The sequence below is a fragment of the Xanthomonas sp. NCPPB 2933 genome (assembly GCF_056725225.1).
Window position 1 is genome coordinate 4,228,163 of the sequence record NZ_CM161518.1, and the last position, 22,254, is coordinate 4,250,416.

Below are 22,254 nucleotides of genomic sequence, written 5' to 3' on the forward strand. Positions count from 1 at the left end.
GACCATTGTCGGGGGGTGCACAGCAAGCTGAATGGGCGTTTTGAACCATCTGACGGCCGGGCGCAACGGCACGGCAACGAAACCGCTATAATGTCGGGCTTACCTTCTCAAGACTGGCGCCAGACAGGGGCCCTTTCCGCATGTCCATCGAAAAACTCCGCAATATCGCCATCGTCGCGCACGTCGACCACGGCAAGACCACCCTCGTCGACTGCCTGCTGAAGCAGTCCGGCACCCTGTCCGAACGCACCGTGTTGGCTGAGCGCGTGATGGACAGCAACGATCAGGAAAAGGAACGTGGTATCACGATCCTGGCCAAGAACACGGCCATCACCTGGAACGGCAACCGCATCAACATCGTCGACACCCCGGGACACGCCGACTTCGGTGGCGAAGTCGAGCGCGTGCTGTCGATGGTGGACTCGGTGCTGATCCTGGTCGACGCGATGGACGGCCCGATGCCGCAGACGCGCTTCGTGACCCAGAAGGCCTTTGCGATGGGCTTCAAGCCGATCGTGGTGGTCAACAAGATCGACCGTCCCGGCGCGCGCCCGGACTGGGTGATCGACCAGGTGTTCGACCTGTTCGACAAGCTCGGCGCAACCGACGAACAGCTGGACTTCCCGATCGTCTACACCTCCGCATTGAACGGCTACGCCAGTCTGGATTCGAGCGTGCGCGACGGCGACATGACCCCGCTGTACGAAGCGATCATGCAGCACGTGTCGGCACCGGACGTGGATCCGGACGGCCCGTTCCAGATGCGCATCAGCCAGCTCGATTACAACAACTTCGTCGGCGTGATCGGCATCGGCCGCATCCAGCGCGGCGTGTTGAAGAAGAACATGCCGGTTAGCGTGATCGACCGCGAAGGCAAGAAGCGTCAGGGCAAGGTGCTGCAGGTACTGGGCTTCCTGGGCCTTGAGCGCATCGAGCAGGACACCGCCGAGGCCGGCGACATCGTGGCCATCTCCGGCGTGTCCGAGCTGACCATTTCCGACACCGTGTGTGCGCTCGACGCGCCGGAAGGCCTGCCGCCACTCACTGTGGACGAGCCAACCATCTCGATGACCTTCCAGGTCAACAACTCGCCGTTCGCCGGCAACAAGGACCTGTCTGGCGGCAAGTTCCTGACCAGCCGCCAGCTGCGCGACCGTCTGGACCGCGAGAAGGTGCACAACGTGGCGCTGAAGGTCGAAGAAGGTTCCGACGCCGACAAGTTCCTGGTCTCCGGCCGTGGCGAACTGCATCTGTCGGTGCTGATCGAAAACATGCGTCGTGAAGGCTACGAGCTGGCCGTGTCGCGTCCGGAAGTGATCATCAAGGAGATCGACGGCAAGCAGATGGAGCCGATCGAACAGCTTGTGGTCGATATCGAAGAGCAGCACCAGGGCGGCGTGATGGAAAAGCTGGGCAGCCGCAAGGGCCAGCTGAAGAACATGGAGTCCGACGGCAAGGGCCGCGTGCGTCTGGATTACATGATCCCGGCGCGTGGTCTGATCGGCTTCCAGAACGAGTTCCGCACCCTGACCCAGGGCTCGGGCCTGCTGTTCCACGTGTTCGACCATTACGGTCCGAAGGAACAGGGCGCGATCGCCAAGCGCCAGAACGGCGTGATGATTGCCAACGCTGCAGGCGCCACCCCGGCCTATGCGCTAGGGCCGTTGGAAGAGCGTGGCCGTCTGTTCGCTGCCGAAGGCGACAACGTGTACGAAGGTCAGCTGGTCGGTATCCACTCCAAGGACAACGATCTGACCGTCAATGCGATCAAGACCAAGCCGCTGACCAACATGCGCGCCTCGGGCAAGGACGATGCGATCAAGCTTACCCCGGCGATCAAGTACACGCTGGAGCAGGCACTGGACTTCATCGAGGACGACGAGCTGGTTGAAGTCACCCCGAAGGAAATCCGTCTGCGCAAGAAGGGCCTGACCGAAAGCGACCGTAAGCGCTCCGGCCGTTCGGGCTGAGTTGCTGGTTAGCCCACGGTCGTGAGCAACAAACCCTACAGCCCGGATCCGCGTGCGCATCCGGGGCTGCATGTGATCGCCTTGCTAGAGGCGGTCAAAGGGACGCTTGCGCTGTTGGCGGCGACGGGCCTGGAAATTCTGGGCCCGCTCCCGCTGCAAAACGCGGTCAGTACCCTGATCCGCCGCTTTAGTCTGGATCCCGACCACGGCGCACTGCCGTCGTTGCTTAAAACCATCAGTCCCGACGCTGTCCATCTGGCCGCTGCCGCCATGCTGGCCTACGGCCTGCTACACGTCGTGGAAGCCTGGGGGTTGTGGCGTGCCAAGGCATGGGCCTCGCTATTGGGCTGCCTGTCGGCGGCCATCTATCTGCCATTCGATATCTACGCCATCGTCCGCCATCCCGGCTGGACCGCCTGGGGCGTACTGGCAATCAATCTGATCGTGGTCGGCGTGCTGGCACGCGATCTGCTCAAGCGCCGGCGTCGCTGACGCACCCTGCCCGTCTGCGGGTACGTCCTACACGTTGTCACCCCGACGCAGCGCCGTTAGCCTGCGAACAGTCCCCCGGGGAAGACCATCAATGCAATCCACCACCTTGTCCTTTGCGCTATTGCTTGCGCTGTGCGCATGCCGATGGCTCTGCGCTCGTTGATGGCCTGACACAGGTCGATGCGAACGTACCGACCGCCGAGCAACTGGATCTGACCGATGCCGACATCGCCGGCCTGCAGGCGCGGATGGCTTCCGGCAAGACCAACAGCCTGGAACTCACGCGCGCGTACCTGCAGCGCATCGCCACGCTCGATCGCGCCGGCCCCAAACTCAACTCGGTGATCGAACTCAATCCACAGGCCGAAGCGGACGCCCGCGCATTGGACGCCGAACGCCGCGCCGGTCGCGTGCGCGGCCCGTTGCATGGCATTCCTGTGTTGCTCAAGGACAACATCGATGCTGTGCCGATGGTCAACAGCGCAGGCTCGCTGGCCCTGGCCGATTTCAAGCCCAGCCGCGATGCGTTTCTGGTGCAGCGCCTGCGCACGGCCGGCGCAGTGATCCTGGGCAAGACCAACCTGAGCGAATGGGCCAATTTCCGCTCCACCAAGTCCAGTTCCGGCTGGAGCGCGCGTGGCGGCCTGACCCGCAATCCTTACGCGCTGGATCGCAATCCCTGCGGCTCCAGTGCCGGCACGGGCGCGGCGATCGCCGCCAGCCTGGCCACCGTCGGCATCGGCACCGAAACCGATGGCAGCATCACCTGCCCGGCCTCGGTAAATGGATTGGTCGGACTCAAACCGACCGTGGGCCTGATCAGCCGCGACGGCATCATCCCGATCTCAGCCAGCCAGGACACCGCCGGCCCGATGACGCGCAGCGTTGCCGATGCTGCCGCGTTGCTGCAAGCGATCGCCGCGCCGGATCCGCAGGATCCGGCCACACGCGATGCGCCGTCTTCAACACCGGACTATCTCGCGCACCTCAAACCCGATGGCTTGCGTGGCGCGCGTCTGGGCCTGTTGCGCAACCCGCTGCGCGAAGATCCCGCCATTGCCGCAGCACTGGATCGCGCCGTGCAGAGCCTGCGTGCAGCGGGTGCCACCGTCATCGAAACCAGCCTGGCCACCGATGGCAAGTGGGATGCCGCTGAGCAGACGGTGTTGTTGGTCGAATTCAAGGCCGGGTTGAATGCCTATCTGCGCAGCCACGCCGCACCGGTGTCGAGCCTGGAACAGCTGATCGCCTTCAATCGCACGCATGCGCAGCGCGAGATGCCCTACTTCGCGCAAGAGCTGTTCGAGCAGGCGCAGGCGGCACCCGGCCTGGAAGACCCCGCGTATCTCACTGCGCGCTCCACCGCCAAACGACTGGCCGGGCCGGAAGGCATCGACGCCGCACTGAAGGCCCATCGCCTGGATGCGCTGATCGTACCGACCACCGGCGCCGCCTGGGTCACCGATCTGGTCAAGGGCGATACCTTTCCCGGCGCCGGTTACGGTGCCGCCGCGGTGGCCGGTTATCCCAGCCTGAGCGTGCCGATGGGGCAGACCCAGGGCCTGCCACTCGGCCTGCTGTTCATGGGCAGCGCCTGGAGCGAGCCGCGCTTGATCGGACTGGCCTACGCCTACGAGCAGCGCAGCAAGGCGCGCTTTGCGCCCAGCTATGCGCCGAGCGCACCGGCCGCGGCGGTGCCTGTGCCTAAGCCGTAGTCGCAGGCTCGCCGTCTTCTGCACCGGGCGAGCGCACGCTCTCCTGGGCGATCGGCTCGGCTGCATGCACCGGCGGTTTTTCCTGCGCCGCGATCTCGGCGCGGATCCTGGGCAGCGCGTAAGGATGCTCGCGGGTGAGGAAGTCGATCATGCGCTCGCGCGCGATGCAGCGCAGATCGAACGCATCGCCGGAATTACGTGCGCTCACCAGCAGACGCACCTGGATCGTGCTCTCGCTAGTTTCCGTCACCTGGGTCACGCATACGCGCCCATCCCAGAGCGGCTCGCTTTTGCAGATGCGCTCAAGCTCGGCGCGCACCGCCGCGATCGGGGTGCGGTAATCCAGCCACAGGAACGCGGTACCGAGCAGATCGGCGCTGCTGCGTGTCCAGTTCTGGAACGGGTGCTCGATCCACCAGGTCAACGGCACCACCATGCGCCGCTCGTCCCAGATCCGCACCACCACGTACGAGCTGCCGATCTCCTCGATGCGACCCCACTCGCCCTCCACAATCACCACATCGTCCAGCCGGATCGGCTGCGTCAACGCGATCTGCAGACCGGCGATCAAATTGCCGAATACCGGCTTGGCCGCGATACCGGCCACGAGCCCGATGATGCCGGCCGAGGCCAGCAGCGTCTTGCCGATCTGGCGCACTTGCGGAAACGTCAGCAGCACCACCGAGATACCGAGCAGGATCACCGCTCCCATCACCACCCGGCTCAGCACACGGGTCTGGGTCTGGATACGCCGTGCGGTGAGGTTGTCGGACACCTCGATCGGGTTGCTGCGCAGAATCGCCATCTCGCCGGCGGCGACCGCGCGTACCAACAACCAGGTCACGCAGCCGACGATGCCGACATGCAACAGATGCTGCACCGCTGCCAGGCCTTTGCCCGATAGCGGCGTCGCCTCGGTCGCGATGCCCAGAAACAGCAACGGCAGGATGAAGGCAGCCGGCAGTGTGACCACGCGGATGATGCGTGCGCGGCGATAGTCGCGGCCTTGCATGCGGCGAAACAGCCACAGCATCAACGACCAGACGACGATGCCCGCCAAGAGCGAGGCACCAAGCGGGATTGCGTATTCGCGGATGACGTTCCAATCGGCAGTCAAACCGTTCCTCCTGTGGGGGGAAAGAGGGATGGCTGCAGGATCATGCCGCAAGCGGCATGAGCATCACGTCATACGCACATCGAAATCACGCGCCCAGCGGTTGCGCCACCACCTGTTGTTGCTTACGTACGATCGCCATCGCAATTTCCAGCGACTGCTCATAGTTCAAGCGCGGATCCACGCTGGAACGATAGGCACGCTCCAGATCGCGCTCGGTCAACTCGCGCGCGCCGCCGGTGCATTCGGTGACGTCTTCGCCGGTCAATTCCAGATGCACGCCGCCCAGCCGCGTCCCGGCCGCCGCGTGCAGATCGAACGACAACTCCACCTCGCTGCGGATATTGTCGAAACGCCTCGTTTTGTAGCCATTTCCGGTACTTTCGGTATTGCCGTGCATCGCATCGCACACCCACAACACCCGCCGTCCATCGCGCTTGACCGCATCCAGCAGCGGCGGCAACTTTTCGGCGATCTGCGCCGCGCCCATGCGGTGGATGAAACTCAAGCGGCCGGGTTCGTCTTCCGGATTGAGCACGTCGATCAGACGCAACAACTGGTCCGGCTGTACCGACGGCCCGACCTTGATCGCGATCGGATTGCGCACGCCACGCAGGTATTCCACGTGCGCGCCATCCAGTGCGGCAGTGCGCATGCCGATCCACGGGTAATGCGTGCTCAGGTTGAACCAACCCCACTGGCGCGGCACCTGACGGGTCAGGCCTTCCTCGTAAGGCAGCAACAGCGCCTCGTGCGAGGTGTAGAAATCGATGCGATTGAGGTTGTACACCTCCGCCCCGGACAAGGTTTCCATGAAGCGCACTGCATCGCCGATCGAGGACACCATCTTCTGGTAGTCCGCCGCCAGCGGCGAATAGCCCACCCAGTCCAGATTCCAGTATTCGGGGTGGTGCAAGTCGGCAAAACCACCGTCGATCAATGCGCGCACGAAATTCATCGTCATCGCCGAGCGCGAATGCGCGGTGATCATGCGGCGCGGATCCGGTATGCGCGCCGCTTCAGTGAACGCCGGCGCATTGATCACATCGCCGCGATAACTCGGCAAGGTCACCCCATCGCGGGTTTCGGTGTCGGCCGAACGCGGCTTGGCATACTGCCCGGCAAAGCGTCCTACGCGCACCACCGGTAGGTGCAGGCCGTGCACCAGCACCAGGCTCATTTGCAGCAGCACTTTCAAGCGGTTGGAGATCGTGCCCGATTCGCAATCGCTGAAATTCTCCGCGCAATCGCCACCTTGCAGTAGAAAACGCTTGCCCTCCTGGGCCTCGGCCAGCTGGCGCTTGAGCGCAAAGATTTCCCACGAGGTCACCAGCGGCGGCAGCTGCCGCAACTCGTCCAAGGTGTGCTCCAACGCAGCTGCGTCCGGGTAGGTCGGCATCTGCAGCGCCGGACGCTGGCGCCAACTCTGCGGCGACCACTGGTCTGCCTCGTTGACGGACGGATGAAGGGAAGCGGACATCGTGAACTCCAAAAATCTCGGGAGCCGGCCATTGCCGGAACGGTTAGAACAACTTGCGCTGACCGCGCTGCTTGAACCCGGCATACAGCGCCCACAGCGCCAGCGCCACGAACCACAGCATGCTCCACATCGGCATGCTCAGGCCCAGAAAGCGCCAATCGATATTGCCGCAATCGCCGGTGCCGGTCAGCACGGTGCGGAACACTTCGAACGGCCCCATCGTCTCGCTCAGAAAGCTCAGCGGCGGCCCGCACGACGACATCATGTCCTTGGGCCGGACCTGCACCCAGACATGCCGCGCCGCGATACCCATGCCCACGCCGGCAGCGATGAAACTCAGCACACCATAGAGCTTGCGCGTGCCAGCAGCGCGTGGCCCATGCAACGCACCCAGCAGGAAAAACACCGCCAGTGCCGCAAATGCGATGCGCTGGAAAATGCACAGCGGGCATGGTTCAAGCCCAAGATGCAGCTGCACGTAGATCGCATAGGCAAGCAATCCTGCGCATGCAAGAAAGCCCAGCAGAAACTGTGCCCGGAAACCCCAACGAAATGGATTCATCGTTACCGCTTGCCTAGGATCGAGTCATCGATTATCTGCCATCGCCGCCGCCATGACCACGCAAGCCTGCGTCTGCCGGGTCCGACGGCGCGAAGCACACAGAGCGCATCTGCCTGACAGCATCAAGACAACGCGCGTGCGTGATCGCATCCAGACCCGCGCGGCATCTGGCAACTGCGTGCTGCCGTCATCGCGCAGCCCTAAGCATCCCTGCCACCAACGCAATCACGTTCGACGCACCAATGAAAAAAGCCCGGCGCTAGCCGGGCTTTTTCAAGAATCTTTGCGAAGAGCGATCCGATTACTCGGCCACTTCCTCGGCGACGACCGGACGGTCGACCAGCTCGACATACGCCATCGGCGCATTGTCACCGGCACGGAAGCCGGCCTTCAGGATACGCAGGTAGCCGCCGGGACGGGTCGCGTAACGCGGGCCCAGCTCGACGAACAGCTTGCCCACTGCTTCCTTGTCGCGCAGGCGCGCGAACGCAAGACGACGATTGGCAACGCCATCGACCTTACCGATGGTGATCAGCGGCTCGGCGACGCGACGCAGTTCCTTGGCTTTCGGCAAGGTGGTCTTGATCAGCTCGTGCTTGAACAACGAAGCGGCCATATTGCGGAACATGGCTTCGCGGTGCGCGCTGGTACGGTTGAACTTACGACCGGATTTCTGGTGACGCATGAGTGTGATTTCCTAAGAATATTGAGACTGCTTGAGAGACGTTGTCGCCATCCTGGCGCTGTTGAATGGACTGCGGTTGGTCCGAGCCGGCCGTCCTTTGACCGGATGTCACCGCGGGCTTTGGCCCGTCGATGTGGAAAAAACAAACATGGGCGCCCGAAGACGCCCATGCGGTGACACATTAACCAAGCATGCCGTGCTGGGCGACTCCGGCCGGCGGCCAGTTCTCCAGCTTCATGCCCAGTGCAAGGCCGCGCTGTGCCAGCACTTCCTTGATTTCGGTGAGCGACTTTTTGCCCAGATTCGGGGTCTTGAGCAGCTCCACTTCGGTCTTCTGGATCAGATCGCCGATGTAGTAGATGCTTTCGGCCTTCAGGCAGTTGGCCGAACGCACGGTCAGCTCGAGGTCGTCGATCGGGCGCAGCAGCACCGGATCCACGCCGCTGGCAGCCGGCTTGGCCGCACCGCGATCGCGGTGGGTGAAATCACCGAACACCGACAGCTGATCGCTAAGGATGTCGGCGGCGGTGCGCACGGCTTCCTCGGCATCGATCGTGCCGTTGGTTTCGATATCGATCACCAACTTGTCGAGGTCGGTGCGCTGTTCCACACGCGCAGCTTCCACGGCATAGGCAACGCGACGCACCGGCGAGAACGACGCATCCAGCATCAGACGACCGATGGTACGGGTCTCTTCGTCCGGACGACGACGTGCGGCAGCCGGCTGATAGCCGAAGCCACGCTCGATCTTCAGGCGCATGTTCAGCGCCGTGTCCTTGGTCAGGTGGCAGATCACATGGTCGCCGTTGACGATCTCGACGTTGTGATCGGTCCTGATGTCGGCCGCAGTGACCGTACCCGGACCCTGCTTGGACAGCGACAGCGTGGCGCTATCGCCACTGTGCATACGAATCGCCACGTCTTTCAGGTTGAGCAGGACGTCAAGCACGTCTTCCTGCAGCCCTTCGACCGTGGTGTACTCGTGCAGCACGCCATCGATCTCGACCTCGGTGATCGCAAAACCCGGGATCGACGACAACAGCACACGACGCAGGGCATTGCCCAGCGTGTGCCCGTAACCGCGCTCCAAGGGCTCGATCACGACCTTTGCGCGATTGTCGGTAAGACGTTCGATCTGCGGACCACGGGGGCGCAGAACCTGGTTGGCGGTAACCGTCATGTTGCGGGGTCTCCTGCGAACCTCCGGCGGTGCCGGAGGCTCTCCAATGTGAATTACTTCGAATACAACTCGACGATCAGCGCTTCGTTGATATCCGAAGGCAGGTCGGCACGATCCGGAACAGCCTTGAACACGCCGCTGAACTTCTTCGAATCGACTTCGACCCACGACGGCGTCATGTCGTGCTGCTCAGCCACGGTCAGGGCTTCCTGCACGCGGAGCTGCTTCTGTGCCTTTTCCGACAGCGTGATCGCATCGCCAGCCTTGATCTGGTACGAAGCCAGATTCACCGACTTGCCATTGACCAGCACGCCACGGTGCGACACCAGCTGGCGCGCGGCCGGACGGGTGACGGCAAAGCCCATGCGGTAGCAGACGTTGTCCAGACGGGTTTCCAACAACTGCAGCAGGTTCTCGCCGGTGTTGCCCTTCTTGGTCGAGGCCTTCTTGTAGTAGTTGCGGAACTGACGTTCCAGCAAACCGTAGATGCGCTTGACCTTCTGCTTTTCACGCAGCTGGGTAGCGTAGTCGGAGAGCTTGCCTTTGCGAGCCGCGCCGTGTTGGCCGGGCTTTTGCTCAAGCTTGCACTTGGAGTCCAGCGCACGCGCCGGGCTCTTGAGGGAAAGGTCGGCGCCTTCGCGGCGGGCGAGCTTACAGGTAGGACCGATATAACGAGCCATTTCTTATCGCTCCCTTAGACGCGACGCTTCTTCGGCGGACGGCACCCGTTGTGCGGGATTGGCGTCACGTCGATGATGTTGGTGATCTTGTAGCCCACGTTGTTCAACGAACGCACGGCCGACTCACGGCCCGGACCCGGACCCTTGATACGCACTTCCAGCGACTTCACGCCGTAATCGAGCGCAGCGCGGCCAGCCTTTTCGGCGGCAACCTGAGCAGCGAACGGGGTCGACTTACGCGAACCACGGAACCCGGCGCCGCCGGACGTAGCCCACGACAGCGCATTGCCCTGGCGATCGGTGATGGTGATGATGGTGTTGTTGAACGAAGCGTGGACGTGGGCGACGCCATCAGTGATGACGCGCTTGATCTTCTTCTTCGTTTTCTTTTCTGCTGGCTTTGCCATGATCTATCCCTTACTTCCTGATCGCCTTGCGCGGACCCTTACGGGTGCGGGCGTTGGTACGGGTACGCTGACCACGCAGCGGGAGACCACGACGATGACGCAGACCGCGGTAGCAGCCCAGATCCATCAGTCGCTTGATCGCGATACCGATTTCACGGCGCAGGTCGCCTTCGACGACATACTTGCCAACTTCGGCGCGCAAACGCTCGATTTCGGGTTCGGACAGATCACGAATCTTCGTGGTCGAGGTAACGCCTGCGGATTCGCAGAGCTTCTTCGAACGGGTACGGCCGATGCCGTAGATGCTTTGCAACCCGACCCAGACGTGCTTCTGGGCTGGCAGGTTGACGCCTGCAATACGCGCCATGACGCGATTCTCCAACTGAGTGATGGCCCGACAGCGCCCAGGCGCCATCCGGCAGGATGGATCAAAAGTGAACTCGGAATTGTAGCAAGGCCTCGGATTGCTTTGAAGCCCGTGGAACCAGAAAGTTCCATGGACCCGGCGTGGGGAGTGTGCCCTCGCTCCGGCGCCGGACGATGTTGATCCAGAAAACTTCTCCGAATCGCCTGTACTACTCCCGCACAGGACCACCTCGTCACACCCGCGCGCGAGACGTCGCGCGAGCCGCCCTTCTGATCGGAAGATCGTGACCCGGGAACCAGGCCGTCTTCACGCAATGAAGATCTAGTGTACCACTTAACCGCGCGCCAGACCGCCGCGCGAGCCGCCCTTGAGGTTGGCCTTCTTCAGCAAACTCTCATACTGGTGCGACATCAGATGCGCCTGGATCTGCGCAATGAAATCCATCACCACCACCACCGCAATCAACAGCGAGGTGCCACCGAAGTGGAACGAGGTGCCGAGCTGCGTGCGCATGATTTCCGGCAGCAGGCAGACGATCACCAGGTACAACGAACCAGCCGCAGTCAAACGCGTCAGCACGCCGTCCACATAATCCGCAGTGGCCTTGCCCGGACGAATACCCGGAATCAATGCACCGGACTTCTTGAGGTTATCGGCAGTTTCCTGCGAGTTGAACACCAGCGCGGTATAGAAGAACGCGAAGCCGATGATCAGTGCAGCGAACACCAGCATATGCACTGGCTCACCAGGTCCAAGCGCGTTGGCGATCTTCTGCAGCCATGAACCCACACCACTGCCCGATGCTGCCTGACCCGACCACATCGACAACGTCGCCGGGAATGCCAGGATGCTGGATGCGAAGATCGGCGGAATCACGCCTGCCATGTTGAGCTTCAACGGCAGGAAAGAGGTCTGATTCATGTAGGCATTGCGGCCGCCTTGGCGACGCGCGTAATTGACCGTGATACGCCGCTGGCCACGTTCGACAAACACCACAAACAGCGTAAACGCCAGGATGGTGATGACGATCAGCAACAACGAGATGAAGCTCAGATTGCCTTCGCGGAACGCTTCGACAGTCTGGATTGCGCCCGACGGAAGCCCCGCGACGATACCGGCGAAGATGATCAGCGACACACCGTTACCGATGCCGCGCTCGGTGACCTGCTCGCCAACCCACATCAGGAAGATGGTGCCGGCGGTCAGTGCAATCACTGCAGTCAGCACAAAGCCCATGCCCGGCGCGTACACCACCGGAGCGCCACCCGGCGCGGTCTGATTCTGCAGCGCCAACGCGATACTGCCGCCCTGCACCACTGCCAGAAGCACCGCACCGATACGCGAATACTGGGTGATCTTGCGTCGGCCGGATTCGCCTTCTTTCTGCATCGCCTTGAGGGCGGGAAAGATGTGCGTGGCCAACTGGATCACGATCGATGCCGAAATATACGGCATCACGTTCAACGCAAAAATACTGAAACGGTGCAGGGCGCCGCCCGAGAACATGTTGAACATGTCCACGATGCCGCCACCCTGCGCCTGCATCAACGAAAGCATGGCATCGGGATTCACGCCAGGCACCGGCACATAGCAGCCGATGCGATAGACGATCAATGCCCCGAGGACGAACAACAGCCGCTGGCGAAGTTCCGTGAACTTGCCAAGCCCGCCACCCAGGTTACCAATGCCAGCCTGCGCCATCTGCCGATTACTCCTCTACGCTGCCGCCGGCAGCTTCGATTGCTGCCTTGGCGCCTGCAGTCGCAGCGACACCCTTCAGCACGAACTTCTTGCTCAGCTCGCCCTTCAGCACGATCTTCGCCTTCTTGGCGCGGCTCGGGACCAGATTGGCCGCACGCAACGCTGCAAAGTCGATCTCACCGGCTTCCAGCTTATCCAGCTGGTAGGACAACACTTCAGCGCTGTCACGCGCCATCTTGGAGCGGAAACCGATCTTCGGCAGACGACGCTGCATCGGAGTCTGGCCGCCTTCGAAACCCGCCTTGATCTTGCCGCCACCCTTGCGAGCGAACGAGCCCTTGTGGCCGCGGCCGCAGGTCTTGCCAAGGCCGGAGCCGATGCCGCGACCGACGCGCGTGCGCTCGGTACGGGCGCCGTCAGCGGGCTTGAGGTCATTGAGATGCATAGTCATGGGATTAGTCCTCAACCTTGACGAGGTAGTGAACCGTATTGATCAGGCCACGCACCTGCGGGCTGTCCTTGAGTTCACGCACATCGTTGATCTTATTCAGGCCCAACGCATGCACCGACAGGCGGTGACGCGACTGGGTACCACGCAGGCCGCGCACCAGGCGCACCTTCACAGTCTTGCCAGTGTCCTTAGCCATGGTTGAGCTCCTCCACCTTCTTGCCGCGCTTGGCCGCAACACGCGCCGGCGACTGCACTTCCGACAGACCCTTCAGCGTTGCACGCACCAGGTTGATCGGATTACGCGAACCGACCGCCTTGGCCAGCACGTTCTTCACGCCAACCGCCTCAAGCACAGCGCGCATGGCGCCGCCAGCGATGACGCCGGTACCTTCCGAAGCAGGCTGCATGTAAACGCGAGCTGCGCCATGACCGGACTTGACGGCATGCCACAAAGTGCCGTTGTTCAGATCGACAGTCGCCAGATTCTTGCGCGCCTGTTCCATCGACTTCTGAATGGCGACCGGCACTTCGCGCGCCTTGCCGTACCCGAAACCAACCTTGCCCAGACCATCGCCGACCACGGTCAACGCGGTGAAGGTGAACTGGCGACCGCCCTTGACCGTCTTGCTGACGCGATTGACCGCGACCAGCTTCTCGATCATGCCATCGTCGACTTTCTCTTCGCGGTTACGGTCGCGATCACGACCCCGCGGTGCACGTTCTTCTGCCATCTTGATTCCTTGATTGATTGAGTATGTACGGCTCGGGGCCGCTTATGGTTGTGGAATGGAACTGTGTTCCCGGCACCGTTGCAGAAGAACGGGACGGTCCGGCATCTCCCTGCCGGCGGTAACGCGACTGTGGCCGCTGGCCACAGTCGCAGCAGTGCTTAGAACTTCAAGCCGCCTTCGCGAGCTGCGTCAGCCAGCGCCTTGATACGGCCGTGGTAGCGGTAGCCCGAGCGATCGAATGCGACCTTCTCGATACCCGCAGCCTTGGCGCGCTCGGCGATCAGCTTGCCGACCTTGACGGCCGCATCGCTGTTCTTGCCGTTCTTCAGACCTTCCTTGACGTCGGCCTGCAGGGTGTTCGCAGCAGCGATCACCTTGGAGCCGTCGGCAGTGAAGACCTGCGCATACAGATGCTGGCCGGTGCGCAGCACCGACAAGCGGGCGACGCCCAGCTCACGAATGTGCGAACGGGTGGACTTGGCGCGACGCAGACGGGCGATGTTTTTGTTGATGCTCATGATATTTATCCTACGGAAGCTGAAGGAAAACAGGCTTTTGCATTGAGAAGTCCGGCCATGGATGGCCGGGCTCCCAGCAGAGGGACCTGCCTTACGCCTTCTTGGCTTCCTTGCGAATGATGACTTCACCGGCGTACTTCACACCCTTGCCCTTGTAGGGCTCCGGCGGACGGAAACCGCGAATCTTGGCGGCGACTTCGCCGACGCGCTGCTTGTCGGCGCCCTGCACCAGAATTTCGGTCTGGGTCGGGGTCGACAGCGTGATGCCTTCCGGCGCCACGAACACCAGCGGGTGCGAGAAACCGAGCGCCAGGCTCAGATCCTTGCCCTGCATGGCGGCACGGTAACCGACGCCGACCAGCTCAAGCTTGCGCTCGAAGCCGTCGGACACACCCTTGACCATATTGGCCAGGATGGCGCGCACGGTGCCGGTGATGGCCAGCTGCGACGGATCGTTGGCCGACAGGGTTGCAACATCGCCGTCGATGGCGATTTCGACGCCAACCGGCTTCGGCAGGGTCAGGGTGCCTTTCGGGCCCTTGACGCTGACCAGCTCAGGCTGGACGTTGAGCTCAACACCCTTCGGAAGGGACACAGGCTTCTTGGCTACACGGGACATGTTCGATTCCTTCCCTTAGGCCACGAAGCACAGGACTTCACCACCAACGCCGGCTTCGCGAGCCTGCGCATCGGTCATGATGCCTTTCGACGTGGAGATGATGGCGACACCCAGTCCACCCAGGACCTTGGGCAGCTCGGTCTTGCCGCGGTACTGGCGCAGACCCGAGCGCGAGAAACGCTTCAGGGTCTCGATGACCGGACGGCCCTCGAAATACTTCAGCACGATTTCCAGCTCCGACTTGTTGTTCTCGGTCGCTGTCACGCGCAGGTCGGTGATGTAACCCTCGTCCTTCAGGACCTGGGCGATCGCAACCTTGATCTTGGACGACGGCAATTTCACCGTCTGCTTACCAACCGCGGCCGCATTCTTGATGCGTACCAGCAGGTCGGCGATGGGATCAGTCATGCTCATATGAGTACCTTTGAGTGCACCGATATCCGCTTTCGCGAAAATCTTGTGTTTTCCTGGGGATGGGCCAGGACCCTTTACGCCATGCCAAGCCTGTACAGGCAAGACAGAAGCGGAAGTATACGACAAAAGAGCCCGACTTGCGTCGGACTCCTTTGTTGAACAGAACCATCCTGTTCAAACCGGCCGCGAACGGCCGGAAAGCTGTTACCAGCTTGCCTTACGCAGACCCGGAACGTCGCCGTTCATCGTGGCCTTGCGCAGCATGTTGCGCCCCAGACCGAACTTGCGGTAGACACCGCGCGGACGACCGGAAAGTTCGCAACGGTTGCGGTGGCGGCTCGGCGACGAATCGCGCGGCAGCTTCTGCAACTTGGTCGAGGCATCGATCTTCTCTTCGTAGGACGCATCCTGACTGGAGAGGATCTTCTTCAGCGCATCACGCTTGCCGGCAAATTTCTTCGCCAACTTTGCACGCTTGATGTCGCGGTGGATCATGGAGGTCTTTGCCATTTCGGATGTCCTCTACGGTCAGTTACGGAACGGGAACTTGAACGCTGCCAGCAGCGCCTTCGCTTCCGCATCCGTCTTGGCGGTGGTGGTGATGGCGATATCCATACCGCGGATCGCATCGACAGCGTCGAAATCGATTTCCGGGAAGATGATCTGTTCCTTCACACCCATGTTGAAATTGCCACGACCGTCAAAGGAACGACCGGAAACACCACGGAAGTCGCGCACGCGCGGCAGCGAGATGTTGATCAGACGATCCAAGAACTCGTACATCTTGGCGCGACGCAACGTGGTCTTGCAGCCGATCGGCCAACCGTCGCGGATCTTGAACGATGCGACCGAAACGCGCGACTTGGTGACCACCGGCTTTTGACCGGAGATCTTGGACATGTCGCCGACTGCATTTTCCAGAATCTTCTTGTTGGTTGCCGCCTCGCCCACGCCCATGTTGAGCGTGACCTTGACCAGCCTCGGCACCTGCATCGGATTGGTGTAGCCGAACTCCTTCATCAGGGCCGGCACCACGTTTTCCTTGTAAAACTTTTCGAGACGAGTGTTCATGATCGCATTCCTCAGGCGTCGAGCGCCTCACCGCTGGAGCGGAACACACGCAATTTGCGTCCATCCTCCAGCACCTTGAAGCCAACGCGCTCGCCCTTGCCCGTTGCCGGGTTGACGATATTGACGTTGGAGATATGGATCGACGCTTCACGCTCGACCACGCCGCCGGCGACACCCGCCTGCGGATTCGGCTTGGTGTGGCGCTTGATGATGTTCGCATTGGAGACGATCACGCGATCGCCATCCACACGCACAACTTCACCCTGCTTACCCTTGTCCTTGCCGGTGTTGATGACGACCTGGTCGCCCTTCTTGATACGGTTAGCCATGTATATGTCCTCCGCTCACAGCACTTCGGGAGCGAGCGAGACGATCTTCATGAACTTCTCGGAACGCAGCTCGCGCGTCACCGGCCCGAAGATGCGGGTCCCGATCGGCTCCTGCTTATTGTTCAACAGCACAGCGGCGTTGCCATCGAAGCGAATCAGCGAACCGTCGGGACGGCGCACACCCTTGCGGGTACGCACCACGACGGCGTCGTAGACTTCGCCTTTCTTGACCTTGCCACGCGGAATGGCGTCCTTGACGGTCACCTTGATGATGTCACCAATGTGTGCGTAGCGGCGCTTCGAGCCGCCCAGCACCTTGATGCACATCACTTCCTTGGCACCCGAATTGTCGGCCACATCGAGGTAGCTCTGCATCTGGATCATGATTCAGATCTCCCTTAGCCGGCCGAACGGGTGACGATTTCAACCACCCGCCAGTTCTTGGTCTTGGACATTGGAGCAATCTCGGTCACACGCACGACGTCGCCTTCATTACAGGCATTGTCGGCGTCGTGTGCGTGCAGCTTGGTCGAGCGCTTGATGTACTTGCCGTACAGAGCATGCTTGACCTGGCGCTCCACCAACACGGTGACCGTCTTGTCCATCTTGTTGCTGACGACACGGCCTTCGACCGTGCGCAGCGCTTGCTTTTCGTTGTTATCGCTCATCGCGGCCGTCCTTACTTGGTGCTGCCGAGCAGGTACTTGACGCGAGCAATCTCGCGGCGTACCCGGCGGGTATCGTGGGTCTTCGGCAGCTGGCCGGTGACCTGCTGCATACGGAGCGAGAACTGCTCCTTACGCAAATCGGTCAGGTGGGCCTTCAGTTCGTCAGCCGACTTCTCGCGGAGTTGTTTGATGTCCATCAGCGCACCGTCCGGGTCACGAAAGTGGTAGTCACCGACAGCTTCGCGGCGGCAAGGCGGAATGCCTCACGTGCGACATCTTCGGGAATACCTTCGATTTCATAGATCATGCGACCCGGCTGAATCTGCGCGACCCAGTACTCCACGTTGCCCTTACCGGAGCCCATGCGGACTTCGATCGGCTTCTTGGTGATCGGCTTGTCGGGGAACACACGAATCCACATCTTGCCGCCCTTTTTGACGTGGCGGCTGATCGTACGACGTGCTGCTTCAATCTGACGCGCGGTCAGCTGACCGTGCGCGGTTGCCTTGAGGCCGTACTCGCCGAAGCTCACGGCGTTTCCGCTCCATGCCAGGCCGTCGTTACGGCCCTTGTGCATCTTGCGATATTTGGTTCGCTTGGGTTGCAACATTGCCGTTACCTCGCTTCACGAGCCGGGCGCGAAGGACGGTCACCACGGTCGCCGCGATCGTTACGATCGTTGCGCGGGCTGTCGTCCTGCTTCTCCTGGCCAACCTGGGAGAAGTCAAAGACCTCACCCTTATAGATCCAGACCTTGATACCGATGATGCCGTACGTCGTGGACGCCTCGGCAAAACCGTAATCAATGTCGGCACGTAGCGTGTGCAGCGGCACGCGGCCTTCGCGGTACCACTCCGAACGGGCGATTTCTGCACCGTTGAGGCGGCCAGCCACGTTGACCTTGATGCCCAGGGCACCCAGGCGCATCGCGTTACCGACCGAGCGCTTCATTGCACGGCGGAACATGATGCGACGCTCAAGCTGCTGCGCGATCGACTCGGCGACCAGCTGCGCATCCAGCTCCGGCTTGCGCACTTCGGTGACGTTGATGTGGGCAGGAACACCCATCATCGCGCTCACTTCCTTACGCAGCTTTTCGATGTCCTCACCACGCTTGCCGATCACCACGCCCGGACGGGCAGTGTGGATCGTCACGCGGGCGGTTTTGGCAGGGCGCTCGATCAAGATCTTGCTGATACCTGCCTGCGCGAGCTTCTTGCGCAGCATTTCACGCACTTTCAGGTCGGCTGCCAGATAACCGGCGAAGTCGGCCTTGTTTGCGTACCACTTGGAATTCCAGTCCTTGGCGATGCCAAGACGGATTCCAGTCGGATGAACTTTATGACCCATGGTCTTTTCCTTTCCGCTTACTTGGCGGCGCCAACAATCACAGTGATGTGACTGGTGCGCTTGAGGATGCGGGTACCGCGGCCTTTCGCCCGCGCCATGAAACGCTTCAGGGAGGGACCTTCATCAACCATGATGGTCTTGACCTTCAGCTCGTCGACATCCGCGCCCTGATTGTTCTCGGCATTGGCAATAGCCGACTCCACTACCTTTTTGATCAGGTGTGCAGCCTTCTTGTCCGAGAACTTCAGCAGATTGACCGCACGTTCGGCGGACAGTCCACGCACCTGGTCAGCGACCAGGCGGGCCTTCTGCGGGGAGATGCGCGCGGTGCGCAGGATTGCTTTCGCTTCCATCGTCATCTCTCCTTACCTGCTCGACTTCTTGTCGCCACCGTGACCCTTGAAGGTCCGGGTGACGGCAAATTCGCCGAGCTTGTGGCCGACCATATTCTCGTTGACGAGCACCGGAATGTGGTTCTTGCCGTTATGCACGGCGATGGTGATGCCTACCATTTCGGGCAGGATCATCGAACGGCGCGACCAGGTCTTGATCGGCTTCTTGCTACCCGCAGCGGACTCCACCTTCTTTGCAAGGTGGTGATCGACGAACGGGCCCTTCTTAAGTGAACGTGCCATGGTCGATTAGCCCCTACGATCGCGGACGATGAATTGCTGGGTGCGCTTGTTCTTGCGCGTCTTGTAACCCTTGGTCGGAACACCCCACGGGGTGACCGGATGTGGATTACCCTGACCAGCCTTCGCTTCACCACCACCGTGCGGATGGTCGACCGGGTTCATGGCCGCACCGCGAACGGTCGGACGAACACCGCGCCAGCGCTTGGCGCCAGCCTTGCCCAGCTTCTCGAGGTTGTGCTCGTCGTTGCCGACTTCACCGATGGTGGCGCGGCACTCGACCGGCACCTTGCGCATTTCACCCGAGCGCAGACGCAGCGTGGCATAGATGCCTTCGCGAGCGACCAGCTGGACGGCAGCACCGGCAGCACGTGCGATCTGAGCGCCCTTACCCGGCTTCAGCTCGATACCGTGAACCGTCGTACCGACCGGGATGTTGCGCAGCGGCAGCGTGTTGCCGGTCTTGATCGGTGCGTTGGCACCGGCAATGACCTGATCGCCAGCCTTCAAGCCCTTGGGGGCAATGATGTAGCGACGCTCGCCGTCGACATAGCACAGCAGGGCGATATGAGCGGTACGGTTCGGATCGTATTCGATCCGCTCCACACGCGCCGGAATGCCTTCCTTGTTGCGCTTGAAGTCGATGATGCGGTAGTGCTGCTTATGACCACCACCGACGTGACGCACGGTGATGCGGCCATGGTGGTTACGACCACCGGACTTGCTCTGCGAATCGAGCAGCGCCGCGTGCGGTGCGCCCTTGTGCAGATCGGGAGTAACCACACGCACGGCGGAACGACGGCCGGGAGAGGTGGGTTTGAACTTCATCAATGGCATGGGATGGACCTCAGGCCTTAGCCGTTACGTCGATGGACTGACCATCAACCAGGCGGACGTACGCCTTGCGCCAATTGCCGCGGCTACCAGCACGGTTACGGAAGGACTTGCTCTTGCCCTTGACGTTGACCACGTTGACAGCCTTGACCTTGACGTCGAACAGCTGCTCAACCGCGGCCTTTACATCGGCTTTGGTGGCTTCGTTCGAAACTTCGAAGACATACTGGTTGGAGATTTCCTGCAGGCGCGCGGTCTTTTCAGAGACTCGCGGAGCACGCAGCACGCTGAAGATTTTTTCGTTGCTGCTCATGCCAGCCACTCCTCGATCTTCTTGACCGCATCGGCGGTGATCACGACCGTATCGGCCCCGACCAGAGCGACCGGATCCAGACCCTGCACATCACGCACCTGCACATACGGCAGATTGCGAGCGGACAGGTACAGGTGCTCGGAAGCTTCTTCGGTAACGATCAGCGGGCGCTTGCCCACATCCAGTCCCTTCAGCTTCTCGATCAGACCCTGGGTCTTGGTTGCTTCGACGTCGAACGCTTCGACGATCATCAGGCGACCCTGGCGGTTAAGCTCAGAGAAGATCGCGCAGATGGCCGCACGGTACATCTTGCGGTTGACTTTCTGTTCGAAGCTGCGCGGCTTGGCCGCGAAGGTCACGCCGCCACCGACGAAGATCGGAGCCGTCAGCGCGCCATGACGCGCACCGCCGCCCTTCTGCTTCTTCGACTTCTTGGTCGTGCCCGCAACTTCCGAACGCGTCTTCTGAGCCTTGGTACCAGCGCGACCGGCATTGCGATAAGCGACGACGACCTGGTGAACCAGATCTTCGCTGAATTCGCGACCGAACACGGCATCGGAGACCGAGACCTTGTTGTTACTACCCGTGATAACGAGTTCCATCGTCATCTCTCCTTATGCCTTGCTCGCCGGACGGACGATCACGTCGCCACCAGCTGCGCCAGGCACGGCGCCGCGGATAGCAATCAGACCACGCTCGACGTCGACCTTGACCACTTCCAGGTTCTGCGTGCTTTGCTGCACGGCGCCCATGTGGCCCGACATCTTCTTGCCCGGGAAAACACGACCCGGGGTCTGGCGCTGACCCAACGAACCCGGCGCGCGATGCGACAGCGAGTTACCGTGAGTTGCATCGCCCATACGGAAGTTGTAGCGCTTGATGGTGCCCTGGAAACCCTTACCCTTGGTGACGCCCTGGACATCGACCTTCTGGCCGACCTCGAAGATGTCCGCCTTGATTTCGCCGCCGACGGCGAAATCGCCGAGCTGCGCATCTTCAACGCGGAATTCCCACAGGCCGCGACCCGCTTCCACCTTCGCCTTGGCGAAGTGACCAGCAGCTGGCTTGTTGACCAGTGCGGCGCGACGGGCACCAACGGTAATCTGCACTGCGCTATAGCCGTCAGCTTCGACGGTCTTGATCTGCGCGATGCGGTTTGGAGTTGCTTCGATCAGCGTGACCGGTACCGAGCGGCCGTCCTCAGTAAAGACGCGGCTCATACCAGCCTTGCGGCCTACGAAGCCCAACGAATATTTCTTCGTCATGGTCGTAGTCCTCAGGTCAGCTTGATCTGGACGTCGACGCCAGCCGCGAGTTCGAGCTTCATCAGCGCGTCCACGGTCTTGTCGTTCGGGTCGACGATATCGAGCACACGCTTGTGCGTGCGGGTTTCGTATTGGTCACGCGCATCCTTGTCGGCATGCGGGGATACGAGGATGGTGTAACGTTCGATCTTGGTCGGCAACGGGATCGGGCCACGCACTTGCGCGCCGGTCCGCTTAGCCGTTTCGACGATCTCGCTGGCCGAACGGTCGATCAATCGATGATCGAACGCCTTCAACCGAATCCGGATCTTTTGTTCCGACATGACGGAAGCTTCCTTCGTTAAAAGAGCGACGGGCAAGGCCTCTGGGATACCTGCCCCGATATTCCTGCGTAGATGAAATCGCCGTGCGTCCTGCCAGCGAGGGCATTTCCTCCGCCCAAAAACTGAGGCAGGCCGGTAAACCGGTCTGCCCAGACGGAAAAGTATAGTGCGCAACGAGAGCACCGTCAACAACACGTGAGTTGTTGAGTGCTCCATGCAACGCGACCTTCCCGGTCTGGCGAACACGAGCGGCATCCTGCCGTTCTTTTCGCTGTAACTCTGCGCCCTACCCAGGGACACCGAGCCGCGCATTATAGCGAGGTGTTTTTACTGGCGCAAGCGCTCTACCCTGCGAATTGCATTGCACGCGCATATTTCCGCTC

The 22,254-nt window shown here is 61.4% G+C and carries 33 protein-coding genes; 3 read left to right on the plus strand and 30 right to left on the minus strand.

Features of this window, described 5'->3' with window-relative positions:
• Nucleotides 1–140: 140 nt before the first annotated feature.
• From typA to AC1PLU_RS17670, 3 genes are all read left to right on the plus strand, one after another.
• Nucleotides 141–1,970 (plus strand): translational GTPase TypA, encoded by a 1,830-nt coding sequence (gene typA, locus AC1PLU_RS17660; RefSeq protein WP_006450655.1) that lies wholly within the window; start codon nt 141–143, stop codon nt 1,968–1,970.
• A 72-nt stretch (nt 1,971–2,042) separates the two neighbouring features.
• A complete protein-coding gene (locus AC1PLU_RS17665) occupies nt 2,043–2,462 on the plus strand; it encodes a DUF2127 domain-containing protein (RefSeq protein ID WP_183086881.1) in 420 nt (139 codons plus the stop codon).
• Nucleotides 2,463–2,587: 125 nt separating this feature from the next.
• Nucleotides 2,588–4,177: an amidase gene (locus AC1PLU_RS17670; RefSeq protein WP_481106893.1), complete on the plus strand. Its 1,590-nt coding sequence runs from the start codon at nt 2,588–2,590 to the stop codon at nt 4,175–4,177.
• On the opposite strand, the gene AC1PLU_RS17675 is transcribed toward AC1PLU_RS17670, so the two are convergent.
• The 30 genes from AC1PLU_RS17675 to rpsJ form a co-directional block, all read right to left on the minus strand.
• Nucleotides 4,167–5,294, minus strand: a complete 1,128-nt coding sequence (locus tag AC1PLU_RS17675) for a mechanosensitive ion channel family protein (RefSeq protein WP_481106894.1) — start codon at nt 5,292–5,294, stop codon at nt 4,167–4,169. The two genes, AC1PLU_RS17670 and AC1PLU_RS17675, sit on opposite strands and share 11 nt — an antisense overlap.
• 85 nt (nt 5,295–5,379) lie before the next feature.
• Nucleotides 5,380–6,771 carry a class II 3-deoxy-7-phosphoheptulonate synthase gene (locus tag AC1PLU_RS17680; protein WP_006450651.1) on the minus strand — a complete coding sequence of 464 codons (1,392 nt, stop codon included), beginning with the start codon at nt 6,769–6,771 and terminating at the stop codon, nt 5,380–5,382.
• A 43-nt stretch (nt 6,772–6,814) separates the two neighbouring features.
• Entirely contained in the window at nt 6,815–7,333 is a 519-nt protein-coding gene (locus AC1PLU_RS17685; RefSeq protein WP_481106895.1) for a disulfide bond formation protein B, read from the minus strand.
• Nucleotides 7,334–7,634: 301 nt separating this feature from the next.
• The gene (rplQ, locus tag AC1PLU_RS17690) at nt 7,635–8,018 is read right to left on the minus strand and encodes a 50S ribosomal protein L17 (RefSeq protein ID WP_003486665.1); all 384 of its coding nucleotides are present in this window, start codon (nt 8,016–8,018) and stop codon (nt 7,635–7,637) included.
• 181 nt (nt 8,019–8,199) lie between these two features.
• Complete coding sequence (locus tag AC1PLU_RS17695) at nt 8,200–9,198, minus strand: DNA-directed RNA polymerase subunit alpha (protein WP_023902826.1); 999 nt, start codon at nt 9,196–9,198, stop codon at nt 8,200–8,202.
• A 53-nt stretch (nt 9,199–9,251) separates the two neighbouring features.
• A complete protein-coding gene (gene rpsD / locus AC1PLU_RS17700) occupies nt 9,252–9,878 on the minus strand; it encodes a 30S ribosomal protein S4 (RefSeq protein ID WP_002811641.1) in 627 nt (208 codons plus the stop codon).
• A gap of 14 nt (nt 9,879–9,892) precedes the next feature.
• Nucleotides 9,893–10,285 carry a 30S ribosomal protein S11 gene (rpsK, locus tag AC1PLU_RS17705; protein WP_002811645.1) on the minus strand — a complete coding sequence of 131 codons (393 nt, stop codon included), beginning with the start codon at nt 10,283–10,285 and terminating at the stop codon, nt 9,893–9,895.
• A gap of 10 nt (nt 10,286–10,295) precedes the next feature.
• Nucleotides 10,296–10,652, minus strand: coding sequence for a 30S ribosomal protein S13 (gene rpsM, locus AC1PLU_RS17710; RefSeq protein WP_003486672.1), 357 nt, complete (start codon nt 10,650–10,652; stop codon nt 10,296–10,298).
• A gap of 333 nt (nt 10,653–10,985) precedes the next feature.
• Nucleotides 10,986–12,353, minus strand: coding sequence for a preprotein translocase subunit SecY (secY, locus tag AC1PLU_RS17715; protein WP_023902825.1), 1,368 nt, complete (start codon nt 12,351–12,353; stop codon nt 10,986–10,988).
• A 7-nt stretch (nt 12,354–12,360) separates the two neighbouring features.
• On the minus strand, nt 12,361–12,804 hold the full coding sequence (gene rplO / locus AC1PLU_RS17720; protein ID WP_012439114.1) for a 50S ribosomal protein L15: 444 nt from the start codon (nt 12,802–12,804) through the stop codon (nt 12,361–12,363).
• A 4-nt stretch (nt 12,805–12,808) separates the two neighbouring features.
• The gene (rpmD, locus tag AC1PLU_RS17725) at nt 12,809–13,000 is read right to left on the minus strand and encodes a 50S ribosomal protein L30 (RefSeq protein WP_006450646.1); all 192 of its coding nucleotides are present in this window, start codon (nt 12,998–13,000) and stop codon (nt 12,809–12,811) included.
• Nucleotides 12,993–13,535 carry a 30S ribosomal protein S5 gene (rpsE, locus tag AC1PLU_RS17730; RefSeq protein WP_003486682.1) on the minus strand — a complete coding sequence of 181 codons (543 nt, stop codon included), beginning with the start codon at nt 13,533–13,535 and terminating at the stop codon, nt 12,993–12,995. The genes rpmD and rpsE overlap by 8 nt, the downstream gene beginning before the upstream one ends.
• A 158-nt stretch (nt 13,536–13,693) precedes the next feature.
• Nucleotides 13,694–14,053: a 50S ribosomal protein L18 gene (gene rplR / locus AC1PLU_RS17735; protein WP_006450644.1), complete on the minus strand. Its 360-nt coding sequence runs from the start codon at nt 14,051–14,053 to the stop codon at nt 13,694–13,696.
• A 91-nt stretch (nt 14,054–14,144) separates the two neighbouring features.
• Nucleotides 14,145–14,672, minus strand: a complete 528-nt coding sequence (gene rplF, locus AC1PLU_RS17740) for a 50S ribosomal protein L6 (RefSeq protein WP_006450642.1) — start codon at nt 14,670–14,672, stop codon at nt 14,145–14,147.
• A 15-nt stretch (nt 14,673–14,687) separates the two neighbouring features.
• Nucleotides 14,688–15,086 (minus strand): 30S ribosomal protein S8, encoded by a 399-nt coding sequence (gene rpsH, locus AC1PLU_RS17745; protein WP_006450641.1) that lies wholly within the window; start codon nt 15,084–15,086, stop codon nt 14,688–14,690.
• A 204-nt stretch (nt 15,087–15,290) separates the two neighbouring features.
• A complete protein-coding gene (gene rpsN, locus AC1PLU_RS17750) occupies nt 15,291–15,596 on the minus strand; it encodes a 30S ribosomal protein S14 (protein WP_005917137.1) in 306 nt (101 codons plus the stop codon).
• An 18-nt stretch (nt 15,597–15,614) separates the two neighbouring features.
• Nucleotides 15,615–16,157, minus strand: a complete 543-nt coding sequence (rplE, locus tag AC1PLU_RS17755) for a 50S ribosomal protein L5 (RefSeq protein ID WP_006450640.1) — start codon at nt 16,155–16,157, stop codon at nt 15,615–15,617.
• 11 nt (nt 16,158–16,168) lie between these two features.
• Nucleotides 16,169–16,486, minus strand: a complete 318-nt coding sequence (gene rplX, locus AC1PLU_RS17760; RefSeq protein WP_006450639.1) for a 50S ribosomal protein L24 — start codon at nt 16,484–16,486, stop codon at nt 16,169–16,171.
• Nucleotides 16,487–16,501: 15 nt separating this feature from the next.
• The gene (gene rplN / locus AC1PLU_RS17765; RefSeq protein WP_003486699.1) at nt 16,502–16,870 is read right to left on the minus strand and encodes a 50S ribosomal protein L14; all 369 of its coding nucleotides are present in this window, start codon (nt 16,868–16,870) and stop codon (nt 16,502–16,504) included.
• Between the two features lie 14 nt (nt 16,871–16,884).
• Entirely contained in the window at nt 16,885–17,154 is a 270-nt protein-coding gene (gene rpsQ, locus AC1PLU_RS17770) for a 30S ribosomal protein S17 (protein ID WP_005993374.1), read from the minus strand.
• A gap of 11 nt (nt 17,155–17,165) precedes the next feature.
• Entirely contained in the window at nt 17,166–17,351 is a 186-nt protein-coding gene (gene rpmC, locus AC1PLU_RS17775) for a 50S ribosomal protein L29 (protein ID WP_006450638.1), read from the minus strand.
• Nucleotides 17,351–17,764: a 50S ribosomal protein L16 gene (rplP, locus tag AC1PLU_RS17780; RefSeq protein WP_006450637.1), complete on the minus strand. Its 414-nt coding sequence runs from the start codon at nt 17,762–17,764 to the stop codon at nt 17,351–17,353. Before rplP ends, rpmC begins: the two co-directional genes overlap by 1 nt.
• A gap of 5 nt (nt 17,765–17,769) precedes the next feature.
• Nucleotides 17,770–18,504 carry a 30S ribosomal protein S3 gene (gene rpsC / locus AC1PLU_RS17785; RefSeq protein WP_006450636.1) on the minus strand — a complete coding sequence of 245 codons (735 nt, stop codon included), beginning with the start codon at nt 18,502–18,504 and terminating at the stop codon, nt 17,770–17,772.
• Between the two features lie 17 nt (nt 18,505–18,521).
• Nucleotides 18,522–18,857, minus strand: coding sequence for a 50S ribosomal protein L22 (rplV, locus tag AC1PLU_RS17790; RefSeq protein WP_002811686.1), 336 nt, complete (start codon nt 18,855–18,857; stop codon nt 18,522–18,524).
• A 12-nt stretch (nt 18,858–18,869) separates the two neighbouring features.
• The gene (rpsS, locus tag AC1PLU_RS17795) at nt 18,870–19,139 is read right to left on the minus strand and encodes a 30S ribosomal protein S19 (RefSeq protein WP_005993369.1); all 270 of its coding nucleotides are present in this window, start codon (nt 19,137–19,139) and stop codon (nt 18,870–18,872) included.
• A 6-nt stretch (nt 19,140–19,145) separates the two neighbouring features.
• Nucleotides 19,146–19,973, minus strand: coding sequence for a 50S ribosomal protein L2 (rplB, locus tag AC1PLU_RS17800; RefSeq protein WP_003486715.1), 828 nt, complete (start codon nt 19,971–19,973; stop codon nt 19,146–19,148).
• A gap of 10 nt (nt 19,974–19,983) precedes the next feature.
• Complete coding sequence (rplW, locus tag AC1PLU_RS17805; protein ID WP_002811694.1) at nt 19,984–20,283, minus strand: 50S ribosomal protein L23; 300 nt, start codon at nt 20,281–20,283, stop codon at nt 19,984–19,986.
• Entirely contained in the window at nt 20,280–20,885 is a 606-nt protein-coding gene (rplD, locus tag AC1PLU_RS17810) for a 50S ribosomal protein L4 (protein ID WP_023902821.1), read from the minus strand. Before rplD ends, rplW begins: the two co-directional genes overlap by 4 nt.
• Before the next feature lie 12 nt (nt 20,886–20,897).
• Nucleotides 20,898–21,548: a 50S ribosomal protein L3 gene (rplC, locus tag AC1PLU_RS17815; RefSeq protein WP_006450633.1), complete on the minus strand. Its 651-nt coding sequence runs from the start codon at nt 21,546–21,548 to the stop codon at nt 20,898–20,900.
• A gap of 11 nt (nt 21,549–21,559) precedes the next feature.
• Nucleotides 21,560–21,871 (minus strand): 30S ribosomal protein S10, encoded by a 312-nt coding sequence (rpsJ, locus tag AC1PLU_RS17820; protein ID WP_003486723.1) that lies wholly within the window; start codon nt 21,869–21,871, stop codon nt 21,560–21,562.
• Nucleotides 21,872–22,254 lie beyond the last annotated feature (383 nt).

Bases quoted from the DNA above. Each gene is read 5' to 3' on its own strand.
- rplF (WP_006450642.1), bottom strand. From the start codon at position 14,672: ATGTCCCGTGTAGCCAAGAAGCCTGTGTCCCTTCCGAAGGGTGTTGAG.
- rpsJ (WP_003486723.1), bottom strand. From the start codon at position 21,871: ATGTCGGAACAAAAGATCCGGATTCGGTTGAAGGCGTTCGATCATCGA.
- rplO (WP_012439114.1), bottom strand. From the start codon at position 12,804: ATGACTATGCATCTCAATGACCTCAAGCCCGCTGACGGCGCCCGTACC.
- rpsC (WP_006450636.1), bottom strand. From the start codon at position 18,504: ATGGGTCATAAAGTTCATCCGACTGGAATCCGTCTTGGCATCGCCAAG.
- AC1PLU_RS17680 (WP_006450651.1), bottom strand. From the start codon at position 6,771: ATGTCCGCTTCCCTTCATCCGTCCGTCAACGAGGCAGACCAGTGGTCG.
- typA (WP_006450655.1), top strand. From the start codon at position 141: ATGTCCATCGAAAAACTCCGCAATATCGCCATCGTCGCGCACGTCGAC.
- AC1PLU_RS17695 (WP_023902826.1), bottom strand. From the start codon at position 9,198: ATGACGGTTACCGCCAACCAGGTTCTGCGCCCCCGTGGTCCGCAGATC.
- rpsK (WP_002811645.1), bottom strand. From the start codon at position 10,285: ATGGCAAAGCCAGCAGAAAAGAAAACGAAGAAGAAGATCAAGCGCGTC.
- rplR (WP_006450644.1), bottom strand. From the start codon at position 14,053: ATGAGCATCAACAAAAACATCGCCCGTCTGCGTCGCGCCAAGTCCACC.
- rpsH (WP_006450641.1), bottom strand. From the start codon at position 15,086: ATGAGCATGACTGATCCCATCGCCGACCTGCTGGTACGCATCAAGAAT.
- rplB (WP_003486715.1), bottom strand. From the start codon at position 19,973: ATGCCATTGATGAAGTTCAAACCCACCTCTCCCGGCCGTCGTTCCGCC.
- rplD (WP_023902821.1), bottom strand. From the start codon at position 20,885: ATGGAACTCGTTATCACGGGTAGTAACAACAAGGTCTCGGTCTCCGAT.
- rpsD (WP_002811641.1), bottom strand. From the start codon at position 9,878: ATGGCTCGTTATATCGGTCCTACCTGTAAGCTCGCCCGCCGCGAAGGC.
- rpsS (WP_005993369.1), bottom strand. From the start codon at position 19,139: ATGGCACGTTCACTTAAGAAGGGCCCGTTCGTCGATCACCACCTTGCA.
- rplX (WP_006450639.1), bottom strand. From the start codon at position 16,486: ATGGCTAACCGTATCAAGAAGGGCGACCAGGTCGTCATCAACACCGGC.
- rplV (WP_002811686.1), bottom strand. From the start codon at position 18,857: ATGGAAGCGAAAGCAATCCTGCGCACCGCGCGCATCTCCCCGCAGAAG.
- rpsE (WP_003486682.1), bottom strand. From the start codon at position 13,535: ATGGCAGAAGAACGTGCACCGCGGGGTCGTGATCGCGACCGTAACCGC.
- secY (WP_023902825.1), bottom strand. From the start codon at position 12,353: ATGGCGCAGGCTGGCATTGGTAACCTGGGTGGCGGGCTTGGCAAGTTC.
- rplC (WP_006450633.1), bottom strand. From the start codon at position 21,548: ATGACGAAGAAATATTCGTTGGGCTTCGTAGGCCGCAAGGCTGGTATG.
- rpmC (WP_006450638.1), bottom strand. From the start codon at position 17,351: ATGGACATCAAACAACTCCGCGAGAAGTCGGCTGACGAACTGAAGGCC.
- rplP (WP_006450637.1), bottom strand. From the start codon at position 17,764: ATGTTGCAACCCAAGCGAACCAAATATCGCAAGATGCACAAGGGCCGT.
- rpsN (WP_005917137.1), bottom strand. From the start codon at position 15,596: ATGGCAAAGACCTCCATGATCCACCGCGACATCAAGCGTGCAAAGTTG.
- rplE (WP_006450640.1), bottom strand. From the start codon at position 16,157: ATGAACACTCGTCTCGAAAAGTTTTACAAGGAAAACGTGGTGCCGGCC.
- rplN (WP_003486699.1), bottom strand. From the start codon at position 16,870: ATGATCCAGATGCAGAGCTACCTCGATGTGGCCGACAATTCGGGTGCC.
- rpsQ (WP_005993374.1), bottom strand. From the start codon at position 17,154: ATGAGCGATAACAACGAAAAGCAAGCGCTGCGCACGGTCGAAGGCCGT.
- AC1PLU_RS17685 (WP_481106895.1), bottom strand. From the start codon at position 7,333: ATGAATCCATTTCGTTGGGGTTTCCGGGCACAGTTTCTGCTGGGCTTT.
- rplW (WP_002811694.1), bottom strand. From the start codon at position 20,283: ATGAGCAGCAACGAAAAAATCTTCAGCGTGCTGCGTGCTCCGCGAGTC.
- rplQ (WP_003486665.1), bottom strand. From the start codon at position 8,018: ATGCGTCACCAGAAATCCGGTCGTAAGTTCAACCGTACCAGCGCGCAC.
- rpmD (WP_006450646.1), bottom strand. From the start codon at position 13,000: ATGGCTAAGGACACTGGCAAGACTGTGAAGGTGCGCCTGGTGCGCGGC.
- rpsM (WP_003486672.1), bottom strand. From the start codon at position 10,652: ATGGCGCGTATTGCAGGCGTCAACCTGCCAGCCCAGAAGCACGTCTGG.